At 71.3% G+C, this 24,000-nt stretch carries 23 protein-coding genes; 9 read left to right on the forward strand and 14 right to left on the reverse strand.

Annotated features, from left to right (window positions below):
* Nucleotides 1–37: 37 nt before the first annotated feature.
* The 6 genes from ISG29_RS05495 to ISG29_RS05520 all read left to right on the forward strand — a co-directional run bounded on the left by ISG29_RS05495 (nt 38) and on the right by ISG29_RS05520 (nt 7,272).
* A complete protein-coding gene (locus tag ISG29_RS05495; protein WP_235958596.1) occupies nt 38–508 on the forward strand; it encodes an SRPBCC family protein in 471 nt (156 codons plus the stop codon).
* A 47-nt stretch (nt 509–555) separates the two neighbouring features.
* Entirely contained in the window at nt 556–2,106 is a 1,551-nt protein-coding gene (locus ISG29_RS05500; RefSeq protein ID WP_194502804.1) for an acyl-CoA carboxylase subunit beta, read from the forward strand.
* 5 nt (nt 2,107–2,111) lie between these two features.
* Nucleotides 2,112–4,034, forward strand: coding sequence for an acetyl/propionyl/methylcrotonyl-CoA carboxylase subunit alpha (locus tag ISG29_RS05505; RefSeq protein WP_194502397.1), 1,923 nt, complete (start codon nt 2,112–2,114; stop codon nt 4,032–4,034).
* A gap of 148 nt (nt 4,035–4,182) precedes the next feature.
* Entirely contained in the window at nt 4,183–5,343 is a 1,161-nt protein-coding gene (locus tag ISG29_RS05510) for an acyl-CoA dehydrogenase family protein (protein WP_194502398.1), read from the forward strand.
* A 79-nt stretch (nt 5,344–5,422) separates the two neighbouring features.
* Nucleotides 5,423–6,496 carry a YihY/virulence factor BrkB family protein gene (locus ISG29_RS05515; protein ID WP_328828096.1) on the forward strand — a complete coding sequence of 358 codons (1,074 nt, stop codon included), beginning with the start codon at nt 5,423–5,425 and terminating at the stop codon, nt 6,494–6,496.
* Nucleotides 6,493–7,272, forward strand: a complete 780-nt coding sequence (locus tag ISG29_RS05520) for a tyrosine-protein phosphatase (protein WP_194502399.1) — start codon at nt 6,493–6,495, stop codon at nt 7,270–7,272. The genes ISG29_RS05515 and ISG29_RS05520 overlap by 4 nt, the downstream gene beginning before the upstream one ends.
* A 175-nt stretch (nt 7,273–7,447) precedes the next feature.
* Here the strand turns inward: ISG29_RS05520 and ISG29_RS05525 are convergent, their stop codons facing one another.
* Nucleotides 7,448–9,568 carry an acyltransferase family protein gene (locus ISG29_RS05525; RefSeq protein WP_194502400.1) on the reverse strand — a complete coding sequence of 707 codons (2,121 nt, stop codon included), beginning with the start codon at nt 9,566–9,568 and terminating at the stop codon, nt 7,448–7,450.
* A 104-nt stretch (nt 9,569–9,672) separates the two neighbouring features.
* Between ISG29_RS05525 and ISG29_RS05530 the strand changes: the two genes are divergently transcribed.
* Entirely contained in the window at nt 9,673–10,860 is a 1,188-nt protein-coding gene (locus ISG29_RS05530) for an endonuclease (protein ID WP_194502401.1), read from the forward strand.
* Between the two features lie 359 nt (nt 10,861–11,219).
* Here the strand turns inward: ISG29_RS05530 and ISG29_RS05535 are convergent, their stop codons facing one another.
* Entirely contained in the window at nt 11,220–12,026 is an 807-nt protein-coding gene (locus tag ISG29_RS05535) for a DUF1295 domain-containing protein (RefSeq protein WP_328828100.1), read from the reverse strand.
* A gap of 101 nt (nt 12,027–12,127) precedes the next feature.
* On the opposite strand from ISG29_RS05535, the gene ISG29_RS05540 reads away from it, so the two are divergent.
* Nucleotides 12,128–12,829, forward strand: a complete 702-nt coding sequence (locus ISG29_RS05540) for a class I SAM-dependent methyltransferase (RefSeq protein ID WP_194502403.1) — start codon at nt 12,128–12,130, stop codon at nt 12,827–12,829.
* A gap of 47 nt (nt 12,830–12,876) precedes the next feature.
* Nucleotides 12,877–13,068, forward strand: a complete 192-nt coding sequence (locus tag ISG29_RS05545; RefSeq protein WP_194502404.1) for a hypothetical protein — start codon at nt 12,877–12,879, stop codon at nt 13,066–13,068.
* A gap of 67 nt (nt 13,069–13,135) precedes the next feature.
* Here ISG29_RS05545 and ISG29_RS05550 read toward each other — a convergent pair whose 3' ends face one another.
* The 12 genes from ISG29_RS05550 to paaD all read right to left on the reverse strand — a co-directional run bounded on the left by ISG29_RS05550 (nt 13,136) and on the right by paaD (nt 23,995).
* The gene (locus ISG29_RS05550; protein WP_194502405.1) at nt 13,136–14,455 is read right to left on the reverse strand and encodes an SAM-dependent methyltransferase; all 1,320 of its coding nucleotides are present in this window, start codon (nt 14,453–14,455) and stop codon (nt 13,136–13,138) included.
* Complete coding sequence (locus ISG29_RS05555; RefSeq protein ID WP_194502406.1) at nt 14,452–15,780, reverse strand: SAM-dependent methyltransferase; 1,329 nt, start codon at nt 15,778–15,780, stop codon at nt 14,452–14,454. Before ISG29_RS05555 ends, ISG29_RS05550 begins: the two co-directional genes overlap by 4 nt.
* A complete protein-coding gene (locus ISG29_RS05560; RefSeq protein WP_328828105.1) occupies nt 15,777–17,825 on the reverse strand; it encodes an FAD-dependent oxidoreductase in 2,049 nt (682 codons plus the stop codon). The genes ISG29_RS05555 and ISG29_RS05560 overlap by 4 nt, the downstream gene beginning before the upstream one ends.
* Nucleotides 17,826–17,827: 2 nt before the next feature.
* A complete protein-coding gene (locus tag ISG29_RS05565) occupies nt 17,828–18,568 on the reverse strand; it encodes an anti-sigma factor (protein WP_194502407.1) in 741 nt (246 codons plus the stop codon).
* A complete protein-coding gene (gene sigK, locus ISG29_RS05570; protein ID WP_194502408.1) occupies nt 18,565–19,167 on the reverse strand; it encodes an ECF RNA polymerase sigma factor SigK in 603 nt (200 codons plus the stop codon). The genes ISG29_RS05565 and sigK overlap by 4 nt, the downstream gene beginning before the upstream one ends.
* 79 nt (nt 19,168–19,246) lie before the next feature.
* Nucleotides 19,247–19,906, reverse strand: a complete 660-nt coding sequence (locus ISG29_RS05575) for a fasciclin domain-containing protein (protein ID WP_194502409.1) — start codon at nt 19,904–19,906, stop codon at nt 19,247–19,249.
* A 203-nt stretch (nt 19,907–20,109) separates the two neighbouring features.
* Nucleotides 20,110–20,370, reverse strand: a complete 261-nt coding sequence (locus ISG29_RS05580; protein ID WP_194502410.1) for a hypothetical protein — start codon at nt 20,368–20,370, stop codon at nt 20,110–20,112.
* A 301-nt stretch (nt 20,371–20,671) separates the two neighbouring features.
* Entirely contained in the window at nt 20,672–21,067 is a 396-nt protein-coding gene (locus tag ISG29_RS05585) for a hypothetical protein (protein WP_194502411.1), read from the reverse strand.
* Between the two features lie 94 nt (nt 21,068–21,161).
* A complete protein-coding gene (locus ISG29_RS05590; RefSeq protein WP_194502412.1) occupies nt 21,162–21,932 on the reverse strand; it encodes an enoyl-CoA hydratase/isomerase family protein in 771 nt (256 codons plus the stop codon).
* On the reverse strand, nt 21,929–22,396 hold the full coding sequence (gene paaI, locus ISG29_RS05595; RefSeq protein WP_235958598.1) for a hydroxyphenylacetyl-CoA thioesterase PaaI: 468 nt from the start codon (nt 22,394–22,396) through the stop codon (nt 21,929–21,931). The genes ISG29_RS05590 and paaI overlap by 4 nt, the downstream gene beginning before the upstream one ends.
* Nucleotides 22,393–23,448 carry a 1,2-phenylacetyl-CoA epoxidase subunit PaaE gene (paaE, locus tag ISG29_RS05600; protein WP_194502413.1) on the reverse strand — a complete coding sequence of 352 codons (1,056 nt, stop codon included), beginning with the start codon at nt 23,446–23,448 and terminating at the stop codon, nt 22,393–22,395. The genes paaI and paaE overlap by 4 nt, the downstream gene beginning before the upstream one ends.
* Before the next feature lies 1 nt (nt 23,449).
* Nucleotides 23,450–23,995: a 1,2-phenylacetyl-CoA epoxidase subunit PaaD gene (gene paaD / locus ISG29_RS05605; RefSeq protein ID WP_328828112.1), complete on the reverse strand. Its 546-nt coding sequence runs from the start codon at nt 23,993–23,995 to the stop codon at nt 23,450–23,452.
* Nucleotides 23,996–24,000 lie beyond the last annotated feature (5 nt).

A 24,000-nucleotide genomic window follows, 5' to 3' on the forward strand; every position in this document is an offset into this window, starting at 1 on the left:
AGCGAGCGAGAGGGATCCCATGCCTTTGATCACCCCGATGACTGGCGAGGTCACGCTGCCCGTGCAGGCTTCGGCCGCCGCGGCGTTCGACCTGGTCAGCGACGTGACCCGGATCGGTGAGTTCTCGCCCGAGACCTTCGAGGCGCGCTGGAGCCGCGGCTCCACCGGCCCCGCGGTCGGTGCGTTCTTCAAGGGCCACGTGAAGCGCAACGGCGTCGGCCCGACGTACTGGACGGGGTGCCGGGTCACCGCCTGCAGCCCGCCCACGGCCGCCGAGCCGGGCGTCTTCGAGTTCGCGGTGGGCACCGACGACACCACGATCAACAACTGGGGCTACCGCATCGAGTCGACCGGCGAGGGTAGCTGCGCGGTCACCGAGTACTTCCGGCTCGAGGCCGGGTTGCTGACCAAGGCGTACTGGCTCGTGCTGGGCCGGCTGCGCACGCGCACCAACCAGAGGGGCATGCGCACCACGCTGGAGGCCATGAAGGAGGTGCTGGAGAAGTGACGACCACCGATGCGGAGGCTCCGGTCGAGCAGACTCACCGCGAGGCGATGCTCGCCAAGCTGGCCGACCTCGACGCCGAGCACGCCAAGGCGGTCGCGGGAGGCGGCGAGAAGTACGTCGCCCGCCACCATGCCCGCGGCAAGCTGCTGCCGCGTGAGCGCATCGAGCTGCTCATCGACGAGGGCTCGGCGTTCCTCGAGCTCTCACCGCTGGCCGGATGGGGCTCCGACTTCACCGTGGGTGCCTCGGTGGTCACCGGCATCGGCGTCGTCGAGGGCGTGGAGTGCGTCATCAGCGCCAACGACCCCTCGGTCAAGGGCGGCGCGAGCAACCCGTGGACGGTCAAGAAGATCTTCCGGGCCGCCCAGATCGCCCAGGAGAACGGGCTGCCCACCCTCTCGCTGGTGGAGTCCGGCGGTGCCGACCTGCCGACGCAGAAGGAGATCTTCATCCCCGGCGGCAAGCTGTTCCGCGACCTCACGCGTGCCAGCGCGCGCAAGGAGCCGACCGTCGCGCTGGTCTTCGGCAACTCCACCGCCGGCGGCGCCTACGTGCCCGGCATGAGCGACTACACCGTCATGGTCAAGGAGCACGCGCAGGTGTTCCTGGGCGGGCCGCCGCTGGTCAAGATGGCCACCGGCGAGGTCACCGACGAGGAGTCGCTCGGCGGGGCCGAGATGCACGCGCGGGTCTCCGGGCTGGCCGACTACCTCGCCGAGGACGAGCTCGACGCCATCCGCCTCGGCCGCCGCATCATCGCCCGCCTGCGCAAGGACCGCCCCGCGACCGCGCGCCCGGACTACGCCGAGCCGGACGCCGACCCCGAGACCCTGCTCGACCTCGTGCCGAGCGACCTCAAGGAGCCCTTCGACCCGCGCGCGGTGATCGCCCGCGTCGTCGACGGCGTCAGCGCCGCCAACGCGGTGGCGTTCGACGAGTTCAAGCCGCTCTACGGCACCTCGCTCGTCACCGGTTGGGCGCGACTGCACGGGCACCGGATCGGCATCCTCGCCAACGCCCAGGGCGTGCTGTTCAGCGAGGAGGCGCAGAAGGCCGCGCAGTTCGTGCAGCTGGCCAACCAGTCCGACACCCCGCTGCTGTTCCTGCACAACACCACCGGCTACATGGTCGGGGCGGAGTACGAGCAGGGCGGCATCATCAAGCACGGCGCGATGATGATCAACGCCATCAGCAACTCCTCGGTGCCGCACCTGACCGTGATCATGGGCGCCTCCTACGGCGCCGGCAACTACGGCATGAACGGGCGCGCCTACGATCCGCGCTTCCTCTTCACCTGGCCCAGCGCCAAGTCCGCCGTGATGGGGCCGGCCCAGCTGGCCGGCGTCCTCGAGCTGGTCGCGCAGGCCTCCGCGGAGTCCAAGGGCGAGACCTTCGACGCCGAGGGTTTTGCCGGCATCAAGGCGATGGTCGAGAACCAGGTCGAGGAGCAGTCGCTGCCGCACTTCCTCTCCGGGATGGTCTACGACGACGGCGTGATCGACCCCCGCGACACCCGCACCGTGCTCGGCATCTGCCTCTCCGTCATCGACAACGTGCCGTTCACCGGCAGCGCCGGCTTCGGCGTCTTCAGGATGTGAGCCGCATGATCACCCGACTCCTCGTCGCCAACCGCGCCGAGATCGCCAGCCGCGTGTTCCGCACCTGCCGCCAGCTCGGCATCGCCACCGTCGCCGTGCACTCGGACGCCGACGCGGACCTGCCGTACGTGGCCGAGGCCGACACGGCGGTGCGACTGCCCGGCCACGCCCCGGCCGAGACCTACCTGCGGGCCGACCTGATCGTCGACGCCGCGCGGCGCGCCGGGGCCGACGCGATCCACCCCGGCTACGGGTTCCTCTCCGAGAACGCCGACTTCGCCCGCGCCGTGATCGACGCCGGCCTCATCTGGGTCGGCCCGGCGCCGGAGGCCATCGAGCAGATGGGCTCCAAGATCGGCGCCAAGACCCTCATGCGGGCCGCCGGCGTGCCCGTGCTCGAGGCTCCGGAGCAGCCGACCGAGGCCGACCTGCCGCTCATCGTCAAGGCCTCGGCCGGAGGCGGGGGGCGCGGCATGCGCATCGTGCGCACCCTCGCCGAGCTCGACGGCGAGATCGCGATCGCGCGCTCGGAGGCGGCGTCCGCCTTCGGTGACGGCACCGTGTTCGTCGAGCCGTACGTCGAACGCGGCCGCCACGTCGAGGTGCAGGTCGTCGGCACTCCCGCCGGCGCGCTGGTCTTCGGCGAGCGCGACTGCTCGCTCCAGCGCCGCCACCAGAAGGTCGTCGAGGAGGCGCCCGCTCCGGCGCTGCCGCAGCCGACCCGGGAGGCGCTCCATGCTGCTGCGAGGGCGGCCGCCGAGGCCATCGACTACCGCGGCGCTGGCACCGTGGAGTTCCTCTACGACGAGGCTGCCGACCGCTTCTACTTCCTGGAGATGAACACGCGGCTCCAGGTCGAGCACCCGGTCACCGAGGCGGTCCACGGCGTCGACCTGGTCGCACTCCAGGTGGCCGTGGCCGAGGGCGAGACGCCGGTGGTCGAGGCCGGCGGGCCCGGAAGTGGGTCAACGCACGGCCACGCCATCGAGGTCCGGCTCTACGCCGAGGATCCCGCTGCCGACTACCAGCCGCAGAGCGGGGCGCTGACGACGTTCGAGATCCCCGGCACCAGTGGTGAGGAGCCGGGCGTGCGGGTCGACACCGGCTTCGCGTCGGGCACCGCGGTGTCGACGTTCTACGACGCGATGCTCGCGAAGGTGGTCGTGCACGCGCCCACCCGTGCCGCGGCCGCGCGGCAGTTGGCCGGCGTGCTGAAGCGGGCTCGGATCCACGGTCTGGTCACCAACCGCGACCAGCTGGTCTCGGTGCTCACCGACCCCGAGTTCCTGGCCGGGCGGGTCTCCACCGCGTTCCTCGCCGACCGAGCGCCGGAGCCCACCACGCTGATCGACGCCCCCCTGGCCGCCGCGCTCGCGATCGCCGAACGCGCCGGTGCCGCCCGCACCGTGCAGCGGCGGCTGCCCGTGGCGTGGCGCAACGTGGTCTCGCAACCGCAGACCACTACCTTCGCCCTCGGCGCCGAGGAGGTCACGGCCGTGTGGCTCGGCGGTCGCGACGGCTACGCGTGCGACGACGTCGCGGTGCTCGCCGCCTCGCCCACGGCGGTCACGTTGGCGCGCGACGGGGTCGCGACCACGTACGACTGCGCCGTCACCGGGCTCCCGGGTCGCGAGACCGTCGACGTCGACGCCCCCACGGGCCACGTGCGGCTGGTGCGGGTGCCGCGCTTCCTCGACCCCGCCGACCAGGTCGCCACCGGCTCGCTCCTCGCGCCGATGCCCGGCAGCGTCGTGCAGGTGCTGGTCGAGCAGGGGGCCGAGGTGTCCGCGGGCCAGCCGGTCGTCGTCTTGGAGGCGATGAAGATGCAGCACACCATCACCGCCCCCGCCGACGGAGTCGTCAGCGAGCTGGCCTGCCAGGCCGGCGTCCAGGTGGCCTCCGGCGAAGTGCTGGCGGTCGTCTCATGACTCGCGAGGGGTCGCGAATCGTCCCTCGAGGGGTCGCGAATCGTGCCTCGAGGGGTCGATTGCGACGCCCGAGGACGACGGACGGCGCCCCCGCCGCGCACATCTCGACACCCGACCCCGCCAGTTCACCGTCGAACAAGGAGCACGCATGAGCGCATTCGCCGAGTCCGAGGAGCGCCAGGAGCTCCGCAAGCAGGTCGCCAAGCTGGCGTCCGGCTTCGGACGCGAGTACTTCACCGATCTGGCCCGCAACGGAGGCAAGACCACCGAGCTGTGGATGGCGATCGCGGGCGCCGGCTACCTCGGCATCAACGTCGCGGAGGAGTACGGCGGCGGGGGCGGGGGCATCGGCGACGTCGCGGCGGTGTGCGAGGAGCTCGCAGCCCAGGGCTGCCCGCTGTTGCTGATGGTGGTCAGCCCCGCGATCTGCGGCACCGTGATCGGGCGCTACGGCACCGATGAGCAGAAGCAGAAGTGGCTGCCCGGCATCTGCGACGGCACCGGCACCATGGCGTTCGCGATCACCGAGCCGGACGCCGGCACCAACACCCACAACATCACCACCACGGCCCGCCGCGACGGCGACGGCTGGGTGCTGAGGGGTCGCAAGATCTGGATCTCGGGGGTCGACGAGGCGCAGAACGTGCTCGTGGTCGCACGCACCGAGGACGAGAAGACCGGCAAGCTCAAGCCCTGCCTCTTCGTGGTGCCCACCGATGCCGACGGGTTCGAGTTCAATGCGATCCCGATGGAGCTGGTCAGCCCCGAGAAGCAGTTCCAGGTGTTCATCGACGACGTCCGGCTGCCGGCCGACGCGCTGGTGGGCGACGAGAACGGCGGCCTGGCGCAGCTGTTCGCCGGGCTGAACCCCGAGCGGATCATGGCGGCGTCCTTCAACACCGGTCTGGCCCGCTACGCCCTCGACCGCGCGGTGGCGTACGCGAAGGAGCGCGAGGTGTTCAACGGACCCATCGGCTCCCACCAGGCCATCGCGCACCCGCTCGCGCAGAGCCACATCGAGATCGAGATGGCGCGCCTGATGACGCAGAAGGCCGCAGCCCTTTACGACGCCGGTGACGAGATGGCCGCGGGTGAGGCGGCCAACATGGCGAAGTACGCCTCCGCCGAGGCCGCCTGTGACGCCGCCGACCGCGCCGTGCAGACGCATGGCGGGTTCGGGGCCTCCCAGGAGTACGGCGTGGCCAGCCTGCTCGTCGCTGCCCGCGTGGGGCGGATCGCGCCGGTCAGCCGCGAGATGATCCTCAACTTCGTCTCGATGCACTCCCTGGGCCTGCCGAAGTCCTACTGACGTCGGGTAGGTCTCCCGGACGCCGCGCCGCGAACGGCCAGCGGCAGGAAGACACGGCTCGACCGATACCGTGGGGTCCGTGGCAGGGGTCGTGGAAGGTGTCGACCACTTCCAGCGACGCCACAAGGTGATCTCGGTGCCGTTGTCGGTGATCTACAAGTTCGTCGACGACCAAGGCCCCTATCTGGCCGCCATCATCACCTACTACGGGTTCATCGCAATCTTCCCGCTGCTGCTCCTGGCGACCTCCATCCTCGGCTTCCTGCTCCAGGGCAACGGTGAGCTCCAGAACCAGGTGCTCAACTCGGCGCTGAGCCAGTTCCCGATCATCGGCGACGAGCTCGGTCGGCCCCAGGGCCTCCAGGGGTCGCGGACGGCGGTCGTCGTCGGCACGGTGACCGCGCTCTACGGTTCGCTGGGGTTGGGGCAGGCGCTCCAGAACGCGATGAACACCGCCTGGTCGGTGCCGCGCAACTCCCGCCCCAACCCGTTCCTGCTGCGGTTGAAGAGCCTCGCGCTCCTCGTCTCGGCGGGAGCGGCCGTGCTGGCGGTGTCGGTGTTCTCCGCGCTCGGCTCCGACACCGAGGTGTTCGGTCCGCGGCTCGACGGCACCCTGCGCTGGGGCATCCGCTTGGTCACGGTGCTGCTGATCGGGGCCGGTCTCACGTTCCTCTTCCGGCTTGCCGCCGCGCGACGTCTGACCTGGCGCCAGGCCGCGCCGGGGGCGATCTCGGTGGCCATCATGTGGCAGGCGCTCCAGGTGATCGGAACGCTCTACGTCACCCGCGTCATCACCGAGACCGAGGGCACGATGAACGGCACCTACGCGCTGGTGCTCGGTCTCATCGGCATCATCTACGTCGCGGCCTTCATGGGTGTGCTCGGCATGGAGATCAACGTGGTGCTGGCCCGCCGGCTGTGGCCGCGCGCGCTGCTCACGCCGTTCACGGACAAGGTCGATCTCACCGAGGCCGACAAGCGGGCCTACACCTATTACGCGCGCATGCAGCGGCACAAGGGATTCGAGACCGTCGACGTCGTGTTCGACGACCGCCACGACGGGGCACCCGCGGACCCCGTGGCCGAGCGCAACGAGCCGCCCACGACGTCCATCTTCGCGATGGACCCCATCCCGGAGGACAACCCGCGATGACCACACCGGACGCCGACCAGGTCGACGAGGGCTCCGAGCTCGTCCGGCTCGCCTCGGCCGACAACTTCCGAGACGTCGCGGGCGATGGCTATCTGACCGGTGCCGGCGTCGCGCTGCGCACCGGCGTGCTGTTCCGCTCCAACGAGCTCCAGCTCAGCGACGCCGACGCGCACCGCATCGCCTCCCTCGGTGTGGTCGACGTGTTCGATCTGCGCGGGGCCGACGAGATCGAGGCCCACCCCGACATCGACGTGCCCGGCGCCACGTGGCACCATGTGGAGGTCGCCGGCATCCCGATGCTGCGTGTCGCCGAGCTCGCGTCGCGCGAGGAGGCCGAGCAGGTCATGCGCGCGGTCTATCGCGCGTTCGTCGAGGCGCCCGGTGCCCGAGCGGCGTACGGCGAACTGCTGCGGCGCATCGCGGACGCCGACGGCGCGCAGCTCTTTCACTGCACCGCCGGCAAGGACCGGACCGGCTGGGCCTCGGTGCTGCTGCTCCGGCTCGCCGGGGTGCCGGAGCAGACCGTGCGTGAGGACTACCTGGAGACCAACGCCCACGCCGGCACCCGCGAGAAGTACGTCGCGATGATCCGCGAGCACCTCGGGGAGGAGAAGGTGCCGGTCTACGAGGCCGTCATGCTGGCCGACCTCGACTACGTCGCGGCGGCCGACGCCGCCGTCGTCGAAATGTTCGGCGACCTCGACACCTACGTGCGCGAGGGCCTCGGCGTCGACGACGCCACGCGCGCCCGCGTCGTCGCCCGGTTGCTGCCCTGACGGTGGTTGAGCCGGTCGAGGCGCCAGCCGAGGCCGTGTCGAAACCCGGTGAGTCGACCAGCAGCGCCGCTTCGACGGTCATCGGGTTTCGACACGCCTCCGCCTTCGGCATCCGGCGGCTCAACCACCGGCGGCTCAACCACCGGCGGCTCAACCACCGGCGGCTCAACCACCGTCAGGGCAACTGCAGGAGACGGCCGAGTTCGGGGCCGACCTCGGCAGCCCACGTGGCACTGACGTGCTGGCCGTCGTGGTAGGTGACCGCGTGATCGACCACCATGGGGCATTTGCCGTCGAGGCAGACCAACTGGTTGAGATCGGCGTAGGCGACGCCCGCACTCTGCGCGGCACGCTTCGTCGCCTCCATGAAGGCGAGGCTGTCCGGGTCGACCTCGGTCGTGCAGTCGGCCATGGTCGTGCCCTGCCGGCCGACACACGCTGCCGGGTCGCGGCGCAGGTAGCTGACGTCGCCGGCGACGACCACGCGGGGTGCGATCTCGGTGAGGTCGCGGGCCCGTTGGGCGACGGCCTCGGTCCAGACCTCCTCGCGGGTGCTCCCGGGCGGCACGATCACCCCCGGCGGCGGCGCGCGCGAGGTCATGACCACGAGGTCGGGGTCGAGCCTGCGGATCTGTTCCAGCGCCCACGAGCGCCAGTCGTAGCAGGCCTGGTACGGAGGGTCGCCCGGTTGCGAGAGGTTCTTCAGTGGCACATCGGCGGGAGGGCAGCCGTACTTGATGATCGGCACCACCTCGAACCCGGCCTTCTCGGCCTCGGCGAGCACCCCGGGTAACCACATCTGCATGTGGCTGTCGCCGAGGAGCACCACGAGGGTGTCGCTGCTCGTGTCGCCCATCGGGCAGATCTTCGCGGTCGACTGCTCGTCGAGGGCGGTGCACTGCTGCGGGTACGCCGGCCGGTCGGCGTCGAGGTCGGTCAGGTCGTTCTCGATCGGGAACGGGATCGGCCCGCCGACGGTCGCGCGATCGAGCGAGGCGGCGATGAGGTCGTGCACCCGGTCGCCCGTGCGCTGCGCGCGCTCGTCGGGCGGCACGCTGGAGGGGTCGAAGGACGCCGCCGAGGCGGTGCGGTCGGCGACCACGCCGTCGCGGTGCCGCGCGCTCCAGGCGATCGTGCCGAGCACCAGCGCGACGGCCACCGGCCACAGCACCAGGGCCCGCGGCGTGGTGGACCAGAGCCGGCGAGGCGTGCGGAACGGTGCCTCGACCACGTGGTAGCTCGCGGCGGCCAGGGCGATGGAGATCGCGATGAGCACGATGACCTGCGCCACGAACGGCCCGGGTACGTGGCGCGTTCCGAGCACGATCACCGGCCAGTGCCAGAGGTACAGCGAGTAGGAGATGTCGCCGACCCAGGTGACCGGCCGCAGCGTGAGCGCGCGCGCGGCCCCCACGGCACGGCCGTCGGCTCCGGCAGCCAGGATCGCGGCCGTGCCGAGCACGGGCAGCAGGGCCTGCCAGCCGGGGAACGGCGTCTGCGGGCCGTAGGCCACCGCTGCGACGACGATCGCGACCGCGCCGAGGGGCGCCAGCACCAGTCGGGCGGCGTCCGGCAGCCGCATGAGGCGCTGGGCGAAGAGGGCGAGGAGGGTGCCGGTGGCGAGCTCCCATGCGCGCGCGGGTGTGGAGAAGTAGGCGGCGATGGCGTCGTGCCCGGTGAGCACGACGGACCAGACCAACGAGAGCGCCCACGCCACGGCGACGATCAGGGTCACCACGCGCAGCGTGCGCAGCCCCCGCACCCGGACGGCGAGCAGCCCCACGAGCGCCAGGGTCGCCGGCCACACCAGGTAGAACTGCTCCTCGACTGCCAGCGACCAGAAGTGCTGCACCGGCGATGGCGGAGCATCGGCGCCGAAGTAGTCGGTGCCGACCCGGGCGAAGTGGATGTTGGCGGCAAAGAGCGTCGACCACAGCACGTCGTGCGCGACCTCGGCCGACCTGGCCAGTGGTAGCCGCAGCGCCGAGGCCACCGTGACGAGCGCCAGCACCACGGTGGCCGCGGGCAGGATCCGCCGGGCCCGGCGCGCGTAGAACGCGCCGATGCGCACCCGGCCGGTGGTGCCGAGCTCACGCAGCAGCAGCGAGCTGATCAGGTAGCCCGACACCACGAAGAACACGTCGACGCCGACGAACCCGCCCGGCAGCCACGAGACACCGACGTGGTCGAGCACCACCAGCCCGACTGCCAGCGCCCGCAGTCCTTGGACGTCGGCTCGTTGCGGCAGCCGCGGAGGGGACGACTCACCGGTCGGGGCGGTGGGAGCGTCGGACACGGCGCCCATGGTGGCACGCGCTGTGGCCCATCTCGGGGAGGCCGGTTCTCGGATCGTGACCGTCGGGACTCCCGCTGTTCACACAACTGCGGGAGGGTGCGGCCATGACCCTCACTCTCGGGAGGGTGCGCGCGCCTGCGCCTGCCCTCGTCATCTCCCTTCTCTCCCTCCTGCTCGGCGTCGGCCTGCTGGCGCCGCCGACCGCGCAGGCCGCCGGCGAGCTCACCGTCGCCCAGGCGATCTCGACCCAGGACGGCGCCAGCCACACCGTGCGCGGGTACGTCGTGGGCCAGCCCACGGCCACCGACACCGTGGTCACCTCGGACTTTCCGAACGACTACGCGCTGGCCATCGCCGACTCCGCGGGCGAGACGGGCACGTCGCAGATGCTCTACGTGCAGATCCCATCGGCGTCGCGCTCGACCTGGGGCCTGCGGAGCAACCCCGACCTGTTGGGGCAGCAGATCGACGTGACCGGCCAGCTGGCGGCCTACTTCTCCCACCCGGGGCTGAAGAACGCCTCTGCGTTCGCCCTCACCGGCAGTTCCGACGACACCGGTGGCACGGGCGGCGGCACCGGTGGCACCGGTGGCGACAGCAGCTACGACTCCACCTACTACGCGAACGCGATGGGCAAGACCGGCGCGGCGCTGAAGTCGTCGCTGCACACGATCATCAGCGACCAGACCGTGCTCAGCTACAGCGAGGTGTGGACCGCGCTGAAGGACACCGACGAGGATCCGAACAACGCGAGCAACGTCATCGAGCTCTACTCCGGCACCTCGATCGCCAAGTCGATGAACGGCGGCGCGGTGGGCGACTGGAACCGTGAGCACGTGTGGGCCAAGAGCCACGGCGACTTCGGCACGACCAACGGCCCGGGCACCGACATCCAGCACCTGCGTCCGGCCGACGTGCAGGTCAACGGCACCCGCAGCAACCTCGACTTCGACGAGGGCGGCTCGGCCGTCAGCGGCTGCTCGGGCTGCTTCTACGACGCCGACTCCTTCGAGCCGCCGGACCGGGTCAAGGGCGACGTCGCCCGGATGATCTTCTACATGGCGGTGCGCTATGAGGGCGACGACGGCTTCCCCGACCTCGAGCCCGACGAGAGCACGGACAACGGCACCAGCCCGTTCATGGGGCGGCTCTCCGTGCTGGAGCAGTGGAACGACGAGGATCCACCGGACGCGTTCGAGCACGCTCGCAACGACAAGATCTACGAGAACTGGCAGGGCAACCGCAACCCGTTCATCGACCACCCCGAGTGGGTCGACGCGATCTACAACTGATCCGTCCAGTGGTTGAGCCGGGCAAGGCGCCAGGCGAGTCCGTCCCGGACCGGTGGTTGAGCCGGGCGAGGCGCTAGCCGAGTCCGTCCCGGACCGGTGGTTGAGCCGGGCGAGGCGCTAGCCGAGTCCCGTGTCGAAACCCGGTGAGGTGTCAAGCAGCCTTGCTTTCATAGTTGCCGGGTTTCGACGCGCTCGTCGCTGGCGCTCCTCACGGCTCAACCACCGGCGGGGGCGCTCGTCGCTGGCGCTCCTCACGGCTCAACCACCGGCGGACGCGCTCGCCGGGTTTCGACGCGCCTCCGCCTTCGGCATCCGGCGGCTCAACCACCGGTGGACGCTCCTCGCGGCTCAACCGCCGGCTAGCGGCGCGGGGGCCGGGGCACGAACATCGGCACCCGGGCGGCGTAGGAGTCCCACCCGTCGCGCTGCGACATCGTCTTCTCCAGCAGCTTGGCGCCGGTGACGTTGCGCAGGAACACCGTCATGACGATGGGGCAGGGCAAGGTGAGCAGGCCGGGAAGCCAGCCGGCGGCCAGGGCCGAGGTGACCCACAGACCCCACCACACGAGCGCGTCGCCGAAGTAGTTGGGGTGGCGCGTCCAGCCCCACAGGCCGCGGTCCATGACGTTCGGCCGCTCGTCGCGAGGCTGCTTCTTGAACTCCCGCAACTGGGCGTCGCCGACCGCCTCGAAGACCAGGCCCGCCGACCACACCAGCACGCCGAGCACGGCGACCCACCACCACGCCGTGCCGAGCACCGCACCGACCGCCACGGGCACGGCCACGAACCACTGCGCCAGGCCCTGCACGAGGAACACGCGCTTGACCGCGGTGGCCAAGCCGACCTCCCGCAGCGAGCCGCCCAGCAGCTCGGCGTAGCGCGGATCCTCCTGGCCGCCGTGCTCGCCCAGTGCCCGCGAGCGCACGTGCCACGCCAGCCGACCGCCCCACGCCAGCACCAAGGCGGCGACCAGCCAGCGCCGGGCGTCGCTGTCGGCGTCGAGGCCGCCCACACCAGCGGTGACCAGGCCGACCACCACGAACCCGAGCCCCCAGGCGACGTCGACGACCGCCACCACGCCGAGTTGACGCGCCCGCAGCGCGGCCGCCGTCATCGTCGCGGCCGCACAGACCAGGGCTACCAGCAGGATCCACACGATGCTCACGCCCGCCATCCTCCCCGGTCGTGGCCCACGGCTGTCCACCCCTGCGCCGACACTGTGCGTCCAATCCCGGCCGCGCCCCCTGGCACGGGCATGATGCCCAGGTGGGCTTCTTCGACTTTCTAGACGACCTACCGCGCTATGCGGAGAAGAAGCTGGCGATCAACCGCCTCAACACGCGCCACGACCTGATCGTGACCCCGTTCGCCGAGGAACTGAGCGACGCTCGGGTACTCGACCTCGCGGCACACGACGGGCGCTGGTCCTATGCGTTGGCCGCCGCCGGCGCGCGCGAGGTGGTGGGCGTCGAGGCGAGGGCCGACATGGCCGCGCAGTTCGCCGACTACCCCGAGGGGGCGGTCAAGCAGCGCGTGAGCCAGATCGTCGGCGACATGTACGACGTGCTGCCGACCCTGCGCGATCAGACCTTCGACGTCGTGGCGGTGTACGGCGTCTTCTACCACGTCATGGACCACTACCGACTGCTGCGGATGATCCGTGACCTCTCCCCGAGGCTGGTCATCGTCGACAGCGAGTTCGCGCTCGCGCCCGAGCCGGTCATCCGGATCGCCCGGGAGGATCCCGAGGTGCACCTCAACACGATCGAGCGCGCGGAGTCCGGCGGCAGCCCGATCGGCGTCCCGAGCTTCTCGGCGATGGAGCTGATGGCCGAATCGCTCGGCTGGAGCACGGAGTGGACCGACTGGCAGCGGGTACCGCGGCGCAAGCGGGGCGGGCTGAAGTCCTACTACCGCGAGCCCCCGGCCTGGAAGCGTCGCGGTACCTGCGCCCTGCGCCCCGCGTGACCGAGCGCGACCGAGCCGAAGTGCTACGCCGTGCTACGGGCGTGGGCATGGGCACCATCTCCCAACGCGAGCTTCGCAACGACAACGCCGGACTATTGCCGGGCAGCCACCTGCGCTCCCTCGATGCGCTACATCTCGCGGCCGCGCTGGCCTTGGACGTCGATGCAGTGCTCACCTACGACCAGCGACTGGCACAGAGCTGTCGCGACCTGGGCATCGACGTGCTCGCCCCGGTCTGACGCCGGTCTGACGCCGGTCCCGGCCTGTTCCTGGGCCTGTTCTTCGGGCCAGTCCTCTGGCCGGCCCTCAGCGGACGGCGGGCAACGTGTGCGGCGCGCCGGGGCGCACCATGAGGATCTGGTCGACTCCCATGCGACCGTCGCGGAAGGCCATGGAGCCGCCCACGAGGTAGAGCTCCCACACGCGTACGACCTCCTCGCCCATGAGGTCGACGAGCCGCTCGCGGTTGAGGTTGAAGCGCTGGAGCCAGCCGGCGACGGTGAGCACGTAGTGCTCACGCAGCGCGTGCACGTCGCGCACCTCCAAACCGCCCTTCTCCAGCAGCGAGACGGTGTCGCCGACCGGGCGCATGTACATGTCGGGGGCGATGAAGTTCTCGATGAACGGCCCGCCGCCGGGCCACTTGCCGGTGCGCGACATCTGCTGGATCAGCACCCGACCGCCCGGCCGCACCGAGTCGTGCAGCACCTGCGCGTAGGTCGGGTAGTTCTTCTGACCGACGTGCTCACCCATCTCGAGCGAGCCGACCGCGTCGTACTCCTGGCCGCGGGCCGGGACGGCGTCGCGGTAGTCCTGGAGCCGGATCTCGACTCGGTCGCCCAGGCCGCGCTCGGCGATGCGGGCGTCGATGAACTTCTTCTGCTCCGCCGCGATCGTGACACCGGTGACCTGCGCGCCGAAGTGCTCGGCGGCGTGCAGCGAGAGCGAACCCCAACCGCAGCCGATGTCGAGCATCCGCATGCCGGGCTCGAGGCCGAGCTTGGTGCACACCAGGTCGAGCTTGGCGCGCTGCGCCTCCTCCAGCGGCTGGTCGGGGTCGGAGTGGTAGCCGCACGAGTAGGCCATCTGCGGCTCGAGGATCAACGCGTAGAACTCGTTGGAGAGGTCGTAGTGGAACGAGATGGCCGAGCGGTCACGCAGCTTGGAGTGCAGACGACCGCGGACCTTCGCCTGCGAGTCCGGGTTGGCCGGACGACGGCCGAGAGCGCCGAGGTCGAGTGCGGCGCGTACGGCCTCGACCACGGCTCCGGGAGTCGGCCGCACCCCCGAGAGGCCGCGCTCGGCGGCCACGGCGAAGGCGTGCGTCAGGGCAGCGTCGAGATCCCATCCGTCGATCGGAAGCACGTCGAGCTCGCCGGTGACGTAGGCCTGGGCGGCCCCCAACTCGCCCGGGTGCCAGAGCAGCCGCCGTACGGCGTCGGGGGAGCGCAGTGCGACCACCGGGGCCGAGGGGTCGGAGGCGGGCACGAACTCCGAGCCGTCCCAGCAGCGCAGCCGCACCGGCAGCTCACCGCGCAGGAACGGGTGCAGCACCTCCGCGAGTCGGTGGGCGACGCCCCCCTGCTGTGCGGAAGCGGGAGCGGAGGTGGTCGTCGTGGCGGTCATGCGATCTCCCGGGTCAGGACCAGCTGGTAGTCGTCGATGTAGCCCGACGCGAAGCCGGCGCGGGAGTACTCCAGGTAGAAGTGCCACATGCGGCAGAACACCTCGTCGAAGCCCAGCGCCAGCACCTGCTCGCGTGCGGCGAGGAACGCGTCGTCCCACAGCCGCAGCGTCTCGGCGTAGTGCTGGCCGAACTGGAGCCGCTCGGTGAGCCGGAGCGAGGTGTGCTCGCGGGTGATCCGGTCGATCGCCTCGACCGAGGGCAGCAGCCCACCCGGGAAGATGTACTTGTGGATCCACGTGTAGGTGTTGCGCGTGGCCTGCATCCGGTCGTCGGGCATGGTGATCGCCTGGATGGCGACCTTGCCGCCGGGGGCGAGCACCCGGTCGATGGTCTCGAAGTAGGTGTCCCAGAAGTCGTAGCCGACGGCCTCGATCATCTCGACCGAGACGACGGCGTCGTAGCTGCCGGTGACGTCGCGGTAGTCGGTGAGCGTGACGTCGACGGCCGCGGAGAAGCCGGCGGCGGCGATGCGCTCGTCGGCGAGCGCCTTCTGCTCACTGGAGAGGGTGATGGTGTGCACCGTGGCTCCGCGGCGCGCGGCCCGGATGGCGAGTTCGCCCCAGCCCGAGCCGATCTCGAGCACCCGGCTGCCCTCGGTGACGCCGGCGGCGTCGAGCAACCGCTCGATCTTGCGCGCCGAGGCCTCCTCGAGCGTGTCGGCGGCCACTGCACCCGGAGGAGAGGCGACCAGTCGGACGGCGTCGCGCCCGGCGAGGGTGTCGGCGGTCTCGGTGACAGCGGTGTCCCACAGGGCCGCCGAGTAGCTCATCGTCGGATCGAGGAACAACTCGAAGAGCTCGTTGGAGAGGTCGTAGTGGTGAGAGATGTTCGAGCGTGAGTTCTTCTTGCTCGAGCGCTGGCGGCGCGGCGGACGCTTGACCACCAGCGCACGCAGCCGCTGCAGCGACTGGGGCACGAGGTCGGCGATCTCCTCGGCCAGCACGGTGAGGAACCCGCCGAGGTCGGCGGCGTCCCACGCACCGGTCTGGTAGGCCTCGCCGAACCCGATGAGCTGGTCGCGGCCGATGCGCGCGAAGAACTCCTCCGGGTCGTGCACGGTCATCTCCGGACCGCCCCGGCCCAGGGTGCGACCCCCGACGTGCACGGTGACGTCGAGTCGCTCCACGGCGGCGGTGAAGAGGCGCTGGGCGATCCGGCTCGAGACGCGCGTGCGGAAGCCGGCCGGGACCGGCGCGAGGCCGGGCCAGCGCTGGGCGTCGGGGCGCGTCGTCGGGCGCGGGGGTACGGCGGTGGGAGTGGTCATCGGGTCACGCCTTCCTGGTGGTGGGCGGGCCGGGGGCGCACGGGCAGGCGCCGCAGCCACAGCCAGATGCCGTGCATGCGGATCAGCGCCGACCCGCGCAGAGCAGCGGTGGCAGCCCGCCGGGGCCGCACGTCGGCACGGTACCCGGTGAGGTGTGCGCTGAATGCGGCGTCCCCGCTCTCGGTCGAGGGATGCAAGGTGACGGCGATGGAGATCCGGTCGCCGGGCAGCGGCACCGCGAGCTCGTAGTCGCCGTCGGTGCCGTGGAAGGGGGAGACGTACATCGACTTCGGGGTGCGCGCTCGACCCTGCTCGTCGGGGTCGACGAGGTAGGCGTGCCGATCGCCGTAGGTGTTGTGCACCTCGACGACGCACGCCTCCTGGCGACCATGATGGTCCAGCGCCCACCACACCGAGATCGGGTTGAAGCAGTAGCCGAAGGCACGCGGCTGGGTCGCGAGCAGGATCCGCCCGGCCGGGTCGAGAGTGCGACCCTGGGTCTCCAGGAACGCCTCGAGGTTCTCGCGCAGGGTGCGCTCAGGGGCGCCGAGGTGGTCGCGGGACTCGAACGTGCCGCGGGCGAAGGCCAGCGGACGGTGGTCGGGCAGGTCGTCGACGTCGACGAGCCAGTGGTGCGAGGCATGCTCGAACGACCGCTTCCACGGCGTTCTGCGCGTGTGCGTGATGGTCGTGCGGTACACCGCCGGCGTGTGCGGCGCCGGCGGTGCACCGTCGGTGAGGACGGCCGGCGCGGGCCAGCTGAGACCCAGGCGGGTTGCTGCCACCGAGCCCGAGCGTGCGCCGTCCTCGTGAAACCCCCAGCCGTGGTAGGCGCCGGCGAAGGCGACCCGGGTGGTGCCGATCTCGGGCAGCCGCCGTTGCGCCGCTACCGAGGCGGGGGTGTAGAGGGGGTGCTCGTACTCCATCCGGTCGAGCACCGTCGAGGGGTCCACCAGGTGCTCGCCACCGAGGGTGACGAGGTAGTGGGTCTGGGTGTCGAGCCGCTGTAGGCGGGTGAGGTCGTAGGTGACCGTCACGCCGTCGCCGGCCCGGCGCGGACGCCGGAAGTTCCAGCTCGCCCACGTGTTCTCGTTGTCCGGCAGCAGCGAGGTGTCGGTGTGCAGCAGCGCCGGGTTGCTCGAGTACGGCATGGCGGAGAGGACGTCGCGCTGGAGCGTCGTCGGCTCGGCCAGCATCGCCAGCGCCTGGTGCGGGTGGGTGGCCACGACGACGGCGTCGTAGGCGTCGACCGCGCCGTTGCCGTCGGTGATCTCGACGCTCGTGGGCGTCTCGCGCAGCGACGTGACCTTGGTGCCGGTGCGGATGGTGCCGCCGGCCCCGAGGAGCGCGGCCTGGACCTTCTCGACGTAGCGGTGCGAGCCGCCGCTGACCGTGCGCCAGGTGGGCGAGCCGAACACGCTCAGCATGCCGTGGTGGGAGAGGAATGCGAAGAGATAGCGCGCCGGGTAGTCGAGGGCCACCTCGGGGTCGCAGGACCACACTGCGGCCACCATCGGCTCCATGAAGTGCTGCACGAAGTACGCCGAGAAGCCGCCGTCGGCGAGGAAGGCGCGCAGGGTCCGGTCGTCGTCCGCGCCCTCGGCGGCCGCCAGCAGCGCCTTGGCCTGCCGGTGGAACCGAGGGATCTCGGTGAGCATGCGCAGATAGGCGGCGTTGGTGAGGTGGCCGCGGCTGGGCAGCACGCCCCGGCGCCCGAGGGCACCGGCCCACTCCAGCCCGGAGGTCTCGTCGCTGATCGACATCGACATCTCAGAGGGCTGCGTCGCCACGCCCAGCTCGGCGAAGAGCCGCAGCATCGTGGGGTAGGTGCGCCGGTTGTGCACGATGAACCCGGTGTCGATGCCGAGCGTGTGCCCCGTCTGGGGGTCGACGACATCGTGGGTGTCGGCGTGCCCGCCGAGCCGGGTGTCGGCCTCGTAGAGGGTCACCTCGGCGGTGCGCGAGGCGATGTAGGCGGCCACGAGTCCGGCGACGCCGGACCCGATGACGGCCACCGTGCGGGGAGTGGTCGGGGAGTCGGGCACGCTCAAGCCTCGTCGAGATCGATCAGCACAGCCGAGGAGAGGTTGGGCGTGGTCGCGCCGCCGGCCTGCTCGACGGTGATGCCGACAGCGTCGGCTCCCGCGGCGTCGCCGGAGAGCAGGACGATGTTGTCGGGGCCCGACGGCATGAGGCCGGCACCGGTGAGCTGACCGTCCTTGCGCAGCCACAGCTCGAAGACCTTGTCCTTGCCCGGGTCGGGCATGTCGCTGGTCACGATGTAGGCGCGGCCCAGGGTGTGTGAGCGCACCACGGTCGCGGTGGCGCCGTTGTCGAGTCGGGTGGTGACCGTCTGGGCGTCGCTCGCGCTGAACACCCGGCACTCGCCGGCGCCGAGGTCGGCGGGGCAGCCGGTGCGGTCGCGTACGGTCTCGTAGCCGACGGCGCCGGCCGCAGCGAGCAGGACGACCGCGGCCGCAGCGGCCACCAGTCGCGGCGCGCGCCGACGCCGTGCCTCGGCGAGCGAGGTGACCAGCGGAGGGAGCGGCCGGACGGCGGCAGCGTCGGCGAGTACCCGGTCGCGCAGCGACGCCGGGGGCACGGTGGCGGAGAGGTCGGCGAGCACGGTGGCGGTGGCCGCGAGCTCGGCGGTCTCGGCGCGGCAGTCGGCGCACTCGGAGAGGTGTTGCTCGAAGAGCTCGCGCTCGTCGTCGTCGAGGGCGTCGACGGCGTAGGCGCCGGTCAGTGCGTGCAGGTCGCGCTCCGACCAGCCGGATCGGGCGTTCATGATCCCACTCCCAGCGTGTCTCGAAGTCTGATGAGTCCGTCGCGGATCCGCGTCTTCGCGGTACCGACGGGGAGCTCGAGGAGCCCGGCGACCTCGGTGTGCGTGTAGCCACCGAAGTAGGCCAGCTCGACCGCCTCGCGTTGCACGGCGGTGAGCGAGTCGAGCGCGGACCGCACCCGGCGGGCCTCCAGCGACGCGTGCGCTGCCTCGGCGGTGGCGTCGTGGGGGGTGGCCTGGTTGCGGTGGTGATACGTGGTGTCTCGTCGTGACGACGCCTCGGCCGACCGGACCCGGTCGACCGCCCTTCGGTGGGTCAGCGTGAGCAGCCACGAGATGGGGCTGCCCTGGCGTTCGTCGAAGCGGGCGGCGGTGCGCCAGACCTCGAGGAACGCCTCTTGGGCCACTTCCTCGGCCTGGGCCGAGTCGCGCACGATCCGCAGGGCGAGGCCGTAGACCCGGCTGCTGGTGGCGTCGTACAGCTCGGCGAACGCCTGCTGGTCGCCGCGGGCGGCGGAGCGCAGCAGTGCCGCGAGGTCGGGCCCGCCGGCCGGGGCCCCGCGGTGCGGGGCCCCGTCGGCGAGAGGTGTCGGCTCGATCATCGAGACCGATTCTCCCTTGTCTGCGTGACCGGTGTCGACGAGATGCATCGATTCACCACCGGTCGGCTGATCGGATCGATCAGGAGGCGGGCATCAGCACGGAGTCGATGACGTACACCGTGGCGTTCGCGGTCGGGATGTTGCCGCAGATCACGTTGGCCGGGGTGTCGCCGTTCTCGACGGTCATGCCGCTGGTGTCGCCGTCGACGGTCACCTTGTCGCCGTTGAGCGTCTCGTGGGTGCCCACGATGGCCGATGGGTCGAGCTGCTCGCCGATGACGTGGTGGGTCAAGATGGCGGTCAGCGTGGTCTTGTCGGCGAGAACCTTGTTGAGGGTCTTCTCGGGGATCTTCTTGAACGCGTCGTCGGTCGGGGCGAACACGGTGAGGGCGTCGGCCTTGTTCAGCGTGTCGACGAGATCGGCCTTGCCCACGGCCGTGACCAGCGTCGTGAGCAGCGGGTTGTTGCTGGCCGCCGTGGCGACCGGGTCGCTCACCATGCCGTCGAAGGAGCCCTTGCCCGAGGTCGGGATGGCCGAGCAGCCCTCGCCGAAGGTGTCGGCACCGGCACCCGAGGCGGCCTCGGTGCTGTCGTCGCTCGAGGCGCTGGAGGAGGAGGACGAGTTGTCGCTCGCGGTGGAGCCGCCGTCGTCGTCGCTGCTGCACGCGGCGAGGCCGAACGAGAGGACGGCCGCGGTGGCGGTGATGGCGGAGGTGCGGCGGAGAGTGGTGCGCTTCATGGGGAGATGCCTTCCTTCAGGGTTGGCTCGATGTTGCTGTCGGTGAGTCCTTCGGTGCCGTACCCAGGTCGGATGGGTGCGGATTTCCCCGATTGCGCTGTTCTCCTGTGTTCTGGGTCACACCTTCACTGACCTGCCACGAGTTTTCACGTGACCCGTCGCCAGTTTTCACGTGACCTGCCACGAGTTTTCAGCCGGAACGATCAGTCACAGAAGTACTGGGCGTGGGAGGCAGGCGTGAAGACGAGCCTCACCGGGATCTCGGTGGATGTGAACACGGCACGGTCGGACGCCGTCCGCCTCAGCGTGCCTCGGATGCTCTGCGGCCACCCCTTCGGCGGGTTGCCGCTGCCGTCGTCGCGGCGCGTCGTGCGCCACGTCGCCCCGTCGATGCGCGTGAATTCCACCCCGCAGTGCGCGTAGACCGCGAAGTGCGCGGTGGATCCGACCGGGAACTCGTCCATGGGACTCCGAGAGGCTTCGGTGCTCGGGGCGGCTGCCGCAGGAGGGGTCGACTCGGAGGTGACCTCGGTCGATGAGCACGCCGCGAGCGACGCGACGACTACCAGTGCTGTTGCGTACTCGCTTCTCATGACCAGTGGACGCGATGGTCTCGGCTCGGTTCCTCGGGCGGAGGAGTCGGGGGACGCCGCTGGTTGGCTCGCTGGGTCTCGACGACGCTCGATTTCGACACGCCTTCGCCTCCGGCATCCGGCGGCTCAATCCACCGGCTGGCGCTCCCTGCTCGACCACCGGCGCAGGTGTTCAACCCGCTGCAGCAGCGGCTTTCGGTAGCGAGCCGGTGCGGGCGAGGGCGAAACCGATCACGATCAGCAGCACGGCGACGGGAGCGCTCCAGTCCACGAGTCGCGAGACCGCTTGGTGGCGACTCAGCCAGGCCAAGGGGCCGAGATCGTCACCGATCCAGGCGGCCCCCCACTCGGTCATCGAGAAGCCGGCGCCGATCAAGCCGATCACCGCACCCGCGGCGACCGTGAGCGAGCCCGGAACACTCGCGGCACGACGACCGAGGAGCAGCGCAGCCACGACCAGCGCGAGCACGAACCCGACGGCGAGCAGCAGGGAGGTGGCGAAGAAGTGTCGTGCCAGGCCGTCGGGCAGGAAGTACTGGTCGATCGTGGAGTCGTCGAGAAGGATCACGCGGTCGCTCGCTTTCGCCGGTCCGGGCACGGAGCCGGGGCCACCCCGACGGCAGAATGTTAAAGGATCGCGCGACCTCTCAGCGGTCGCTTCGTCAGGCTCCTACGAAGCTCGGCCGCTCCCGGTTCAGGAACGCGGTGACCGCGCCGGCGTGGTCGGTCGTCGCGCCGCAGCGGGTCTGGGCCGCGGCCTCGGCCGCGAGCGCTGCCTCCAGGGCGGGGACGTCGAGCAGCAGTGCCTTGCTCTCGGCGAACGCGACCGTCGGCCCGGCGGCGAGCCGACCGGCCACCTCGGTGGCACGGGCGAGCACGGCGTTGGTCGCGACGATCTCGCCCGAGACGCCCCAGGCCACGGCGTCCTCGGCGGTGAAGGTGGTGCCGAGCAGGACCAGCTCGCCGGCGCGGGCGTGGCCGACGGCGCGCGGCAGCGTGAAGGAGAGGCCGGAGTCGAAGGTGAGCCCGATGCCGGTGAACGCGGTGCCCAGCGTGGCTCCGCTCGCGAGCACCCGGTGGTCGCACGCCAGGGCGAGCCCGAGGCCGGCGCCGACGCAAGCACCGGTGACGGCCGCGACGACCGGCTTCGGCATCGTCATCAGCGACCACACGATGGGGGAGTAGTGCTCCTCGACCGTGGCGAACGCCGCCTCGGCGCCGCCTTCGAGTGCGGCCGCGTGCTCGGTGAGATCCTGCCCGACGCAGAACGCCTTCGGCCCGCCCGCGAGGACGACGGCACGCACGGTCGCGTCATCTGCCACGGTCGCGAGGGCGTCGCGCAGCGCCACCTTCGACTCCGTCGAGAGGGCGGGGCCGGCCAGGGTGATGGTCGCGACCGCGTCGTCACGGTCGAGGCTGACGGGTGTGCTCATGACTCCTCCAGAATGGGTCGGCCGAGCGCACGGCTGCGCCCGCGGAACTCCGCCACGACGGTGTCGCCGTCGCGCACGGTCACGTCGTAGAGGCCGGAGCGGCCACGAAGCGCCACCTCCTGGGCCTCGGCCACGAGCAGTGCCCCGAGGAGGCCGGGGGAGAGGAAGGTGATGTCGAAGCCCGCGGCGACGGTCACGACGTCGCGGCTGTTGCACGCGAACGCGAAGGCGGTGTCGGCGAGCGCGGAGAGGATGCCGCCGTGGCAGTGGCCGTAGCCGTTGACCATGTCGTCTCGCACGGTCATCCGCACCCGCGAGGTGCCTGGTCCGACCGACTCGAGGCTCATGCCCAGGGCCTGACTGGCAGCGTCGCCGGCCCACAGCGCCTCGGCGCAGGCACGCGCGAGCAGGGTCGGGTCGGCGGGTCGCGGCATGGCGCTCCTGGTCGGGTGGGTCGAGGTCATGCGTCGAAGTCGATCGTGACGTCGTCGCTGACGGGGTAGGTCTGGCAGGTGAGCACGAAGCCGGCATCGACCTCGGCTTGCTCCAGCGCGTAGTTGCGCACCATGTCGACCTCGCCGGCGCCGACCTTCGCCCGGCAGGTGCCGCAGACCCCGCCCTTGCACGCGAACGGCAGATCGGTGCGCACCGACTGCGTGCCGTCGAGGATGCTCACGTCGCGGGCCAACGCGCTCGTGGTCGAACGCCCGTCGAGCACCACCGTGACGTCACTGGTCACGCCGTCGGCGACGGCGTCCGCGTGCCGCAGTTGCGGCGGTGGCTCGTCGACGAAGAAGTGCTCGACGTGCACCCTCTCCCTCGAGACGCCGAGTTCGGCGAGCACCGCCTGGGCGTCGGTGAGCAGCCCGAACGGTCCGCACAGCCACACGTGGTCCATGTCGCCGGTGGGCACGACCGCGGTCAGCAGCGCTCGCAGCCGAGCGGCGTCCAGTCGCCCGGAGAACAGTTCGACGTCGCGCGGCTCGCGGGAGAGCACGTGCACGAGATCGAGCCGGTGGCGGTGGGTGTCCTTGAGGTCGGCCAGCTCCTCGGCGAACATCACCGAGCCGGTCGTGCGGTTGCCGTAGAGCAGCGTGACGTGCGCGGCGGGGTGCGCGAGCACGGTCGCCGCGATCGAGAGCATCGGCGTGATGCCCGACCCCGCGGCGATGCACAGGTGCCGGCCGCCCTCGCTCGGGTCGGCGCGGAAACTCCCGGTGGGCGTCTGCACCTCGATCTCGTCGCCGGGTCGCACCTCGCGCACCAGCCAGCGCGAGAACAGCCCGTCGGGGATCTCCCTGACGCCGATGCGCGGCGCCGTGCCGGCCGGCGAGCAGATCGAGTAGCTGCGCCGGTGCTCGGCGCCGTCGATGGTGCGGCGCAGGGTCAGGGACTGCCCGGCGGCGAAGTCGAACAGCGCGGCTGCGTCGTCGGGCACCGCGAATCGCACCGCGGCGGAATCGTCGGTGAGCGGTTCGACCTCGGTCACCGTGAGTCGGTGGAAGGTGGCGGCCACCTCAGATCTCCTTCACGTGGTCGAAGGGCTCCCAGCAGGCCCGGCACGAGTACTGCGCCTTGCACGCCGTCGACCCGAACTCCGAGACCAGCCGGACGTCGCCGCTCCCGCACCGCGGGCACCGCACCGCACGGCGTATCGGACCCAGGTTCAGCGCGACCGGGCCTTCGTGGCGGGGGGCGGTTCCCGGTGCGGAGATGCCGGCGTCGGCGAGGGCGGCCCGCCCCTCGGCGGTGATCTGGTCCGTCGTCCAGGGCGGTTCGAGCACCACCCGCACCGAGACGTCGGCGAAGCCGGCCGCGCGCAGCGTGCGCACCAGGTCGTCGCGCATCGTGGCCATCGCCGGGCAGCCGGAGTAGGTCGGGGTGATCGAGGCGACGACCGCGCCGTCGTCGCTCACCTGCACCTCGCGCAGCACCCCGAGGTCGCGCAGGGTGAGCATCGGCAGCTCGGGGTCGACGACGCCTGCCGCGACCTGCCAGGCCGTGCGCTCCGCCGACGGGGCGGTCGGGGCCGACGGGGCCGACGGGGCGCTCTGGGCGGTCACCCCGG

The organism is Nocardioides acrostichi (assembly GCF_015319165.1).
GTDB lineage: Bacteria > Actinomycetota > Actinomycetes > Propionibacteriales > Nocardioidaceae > Nocardioides > Nocardioides acrostichi.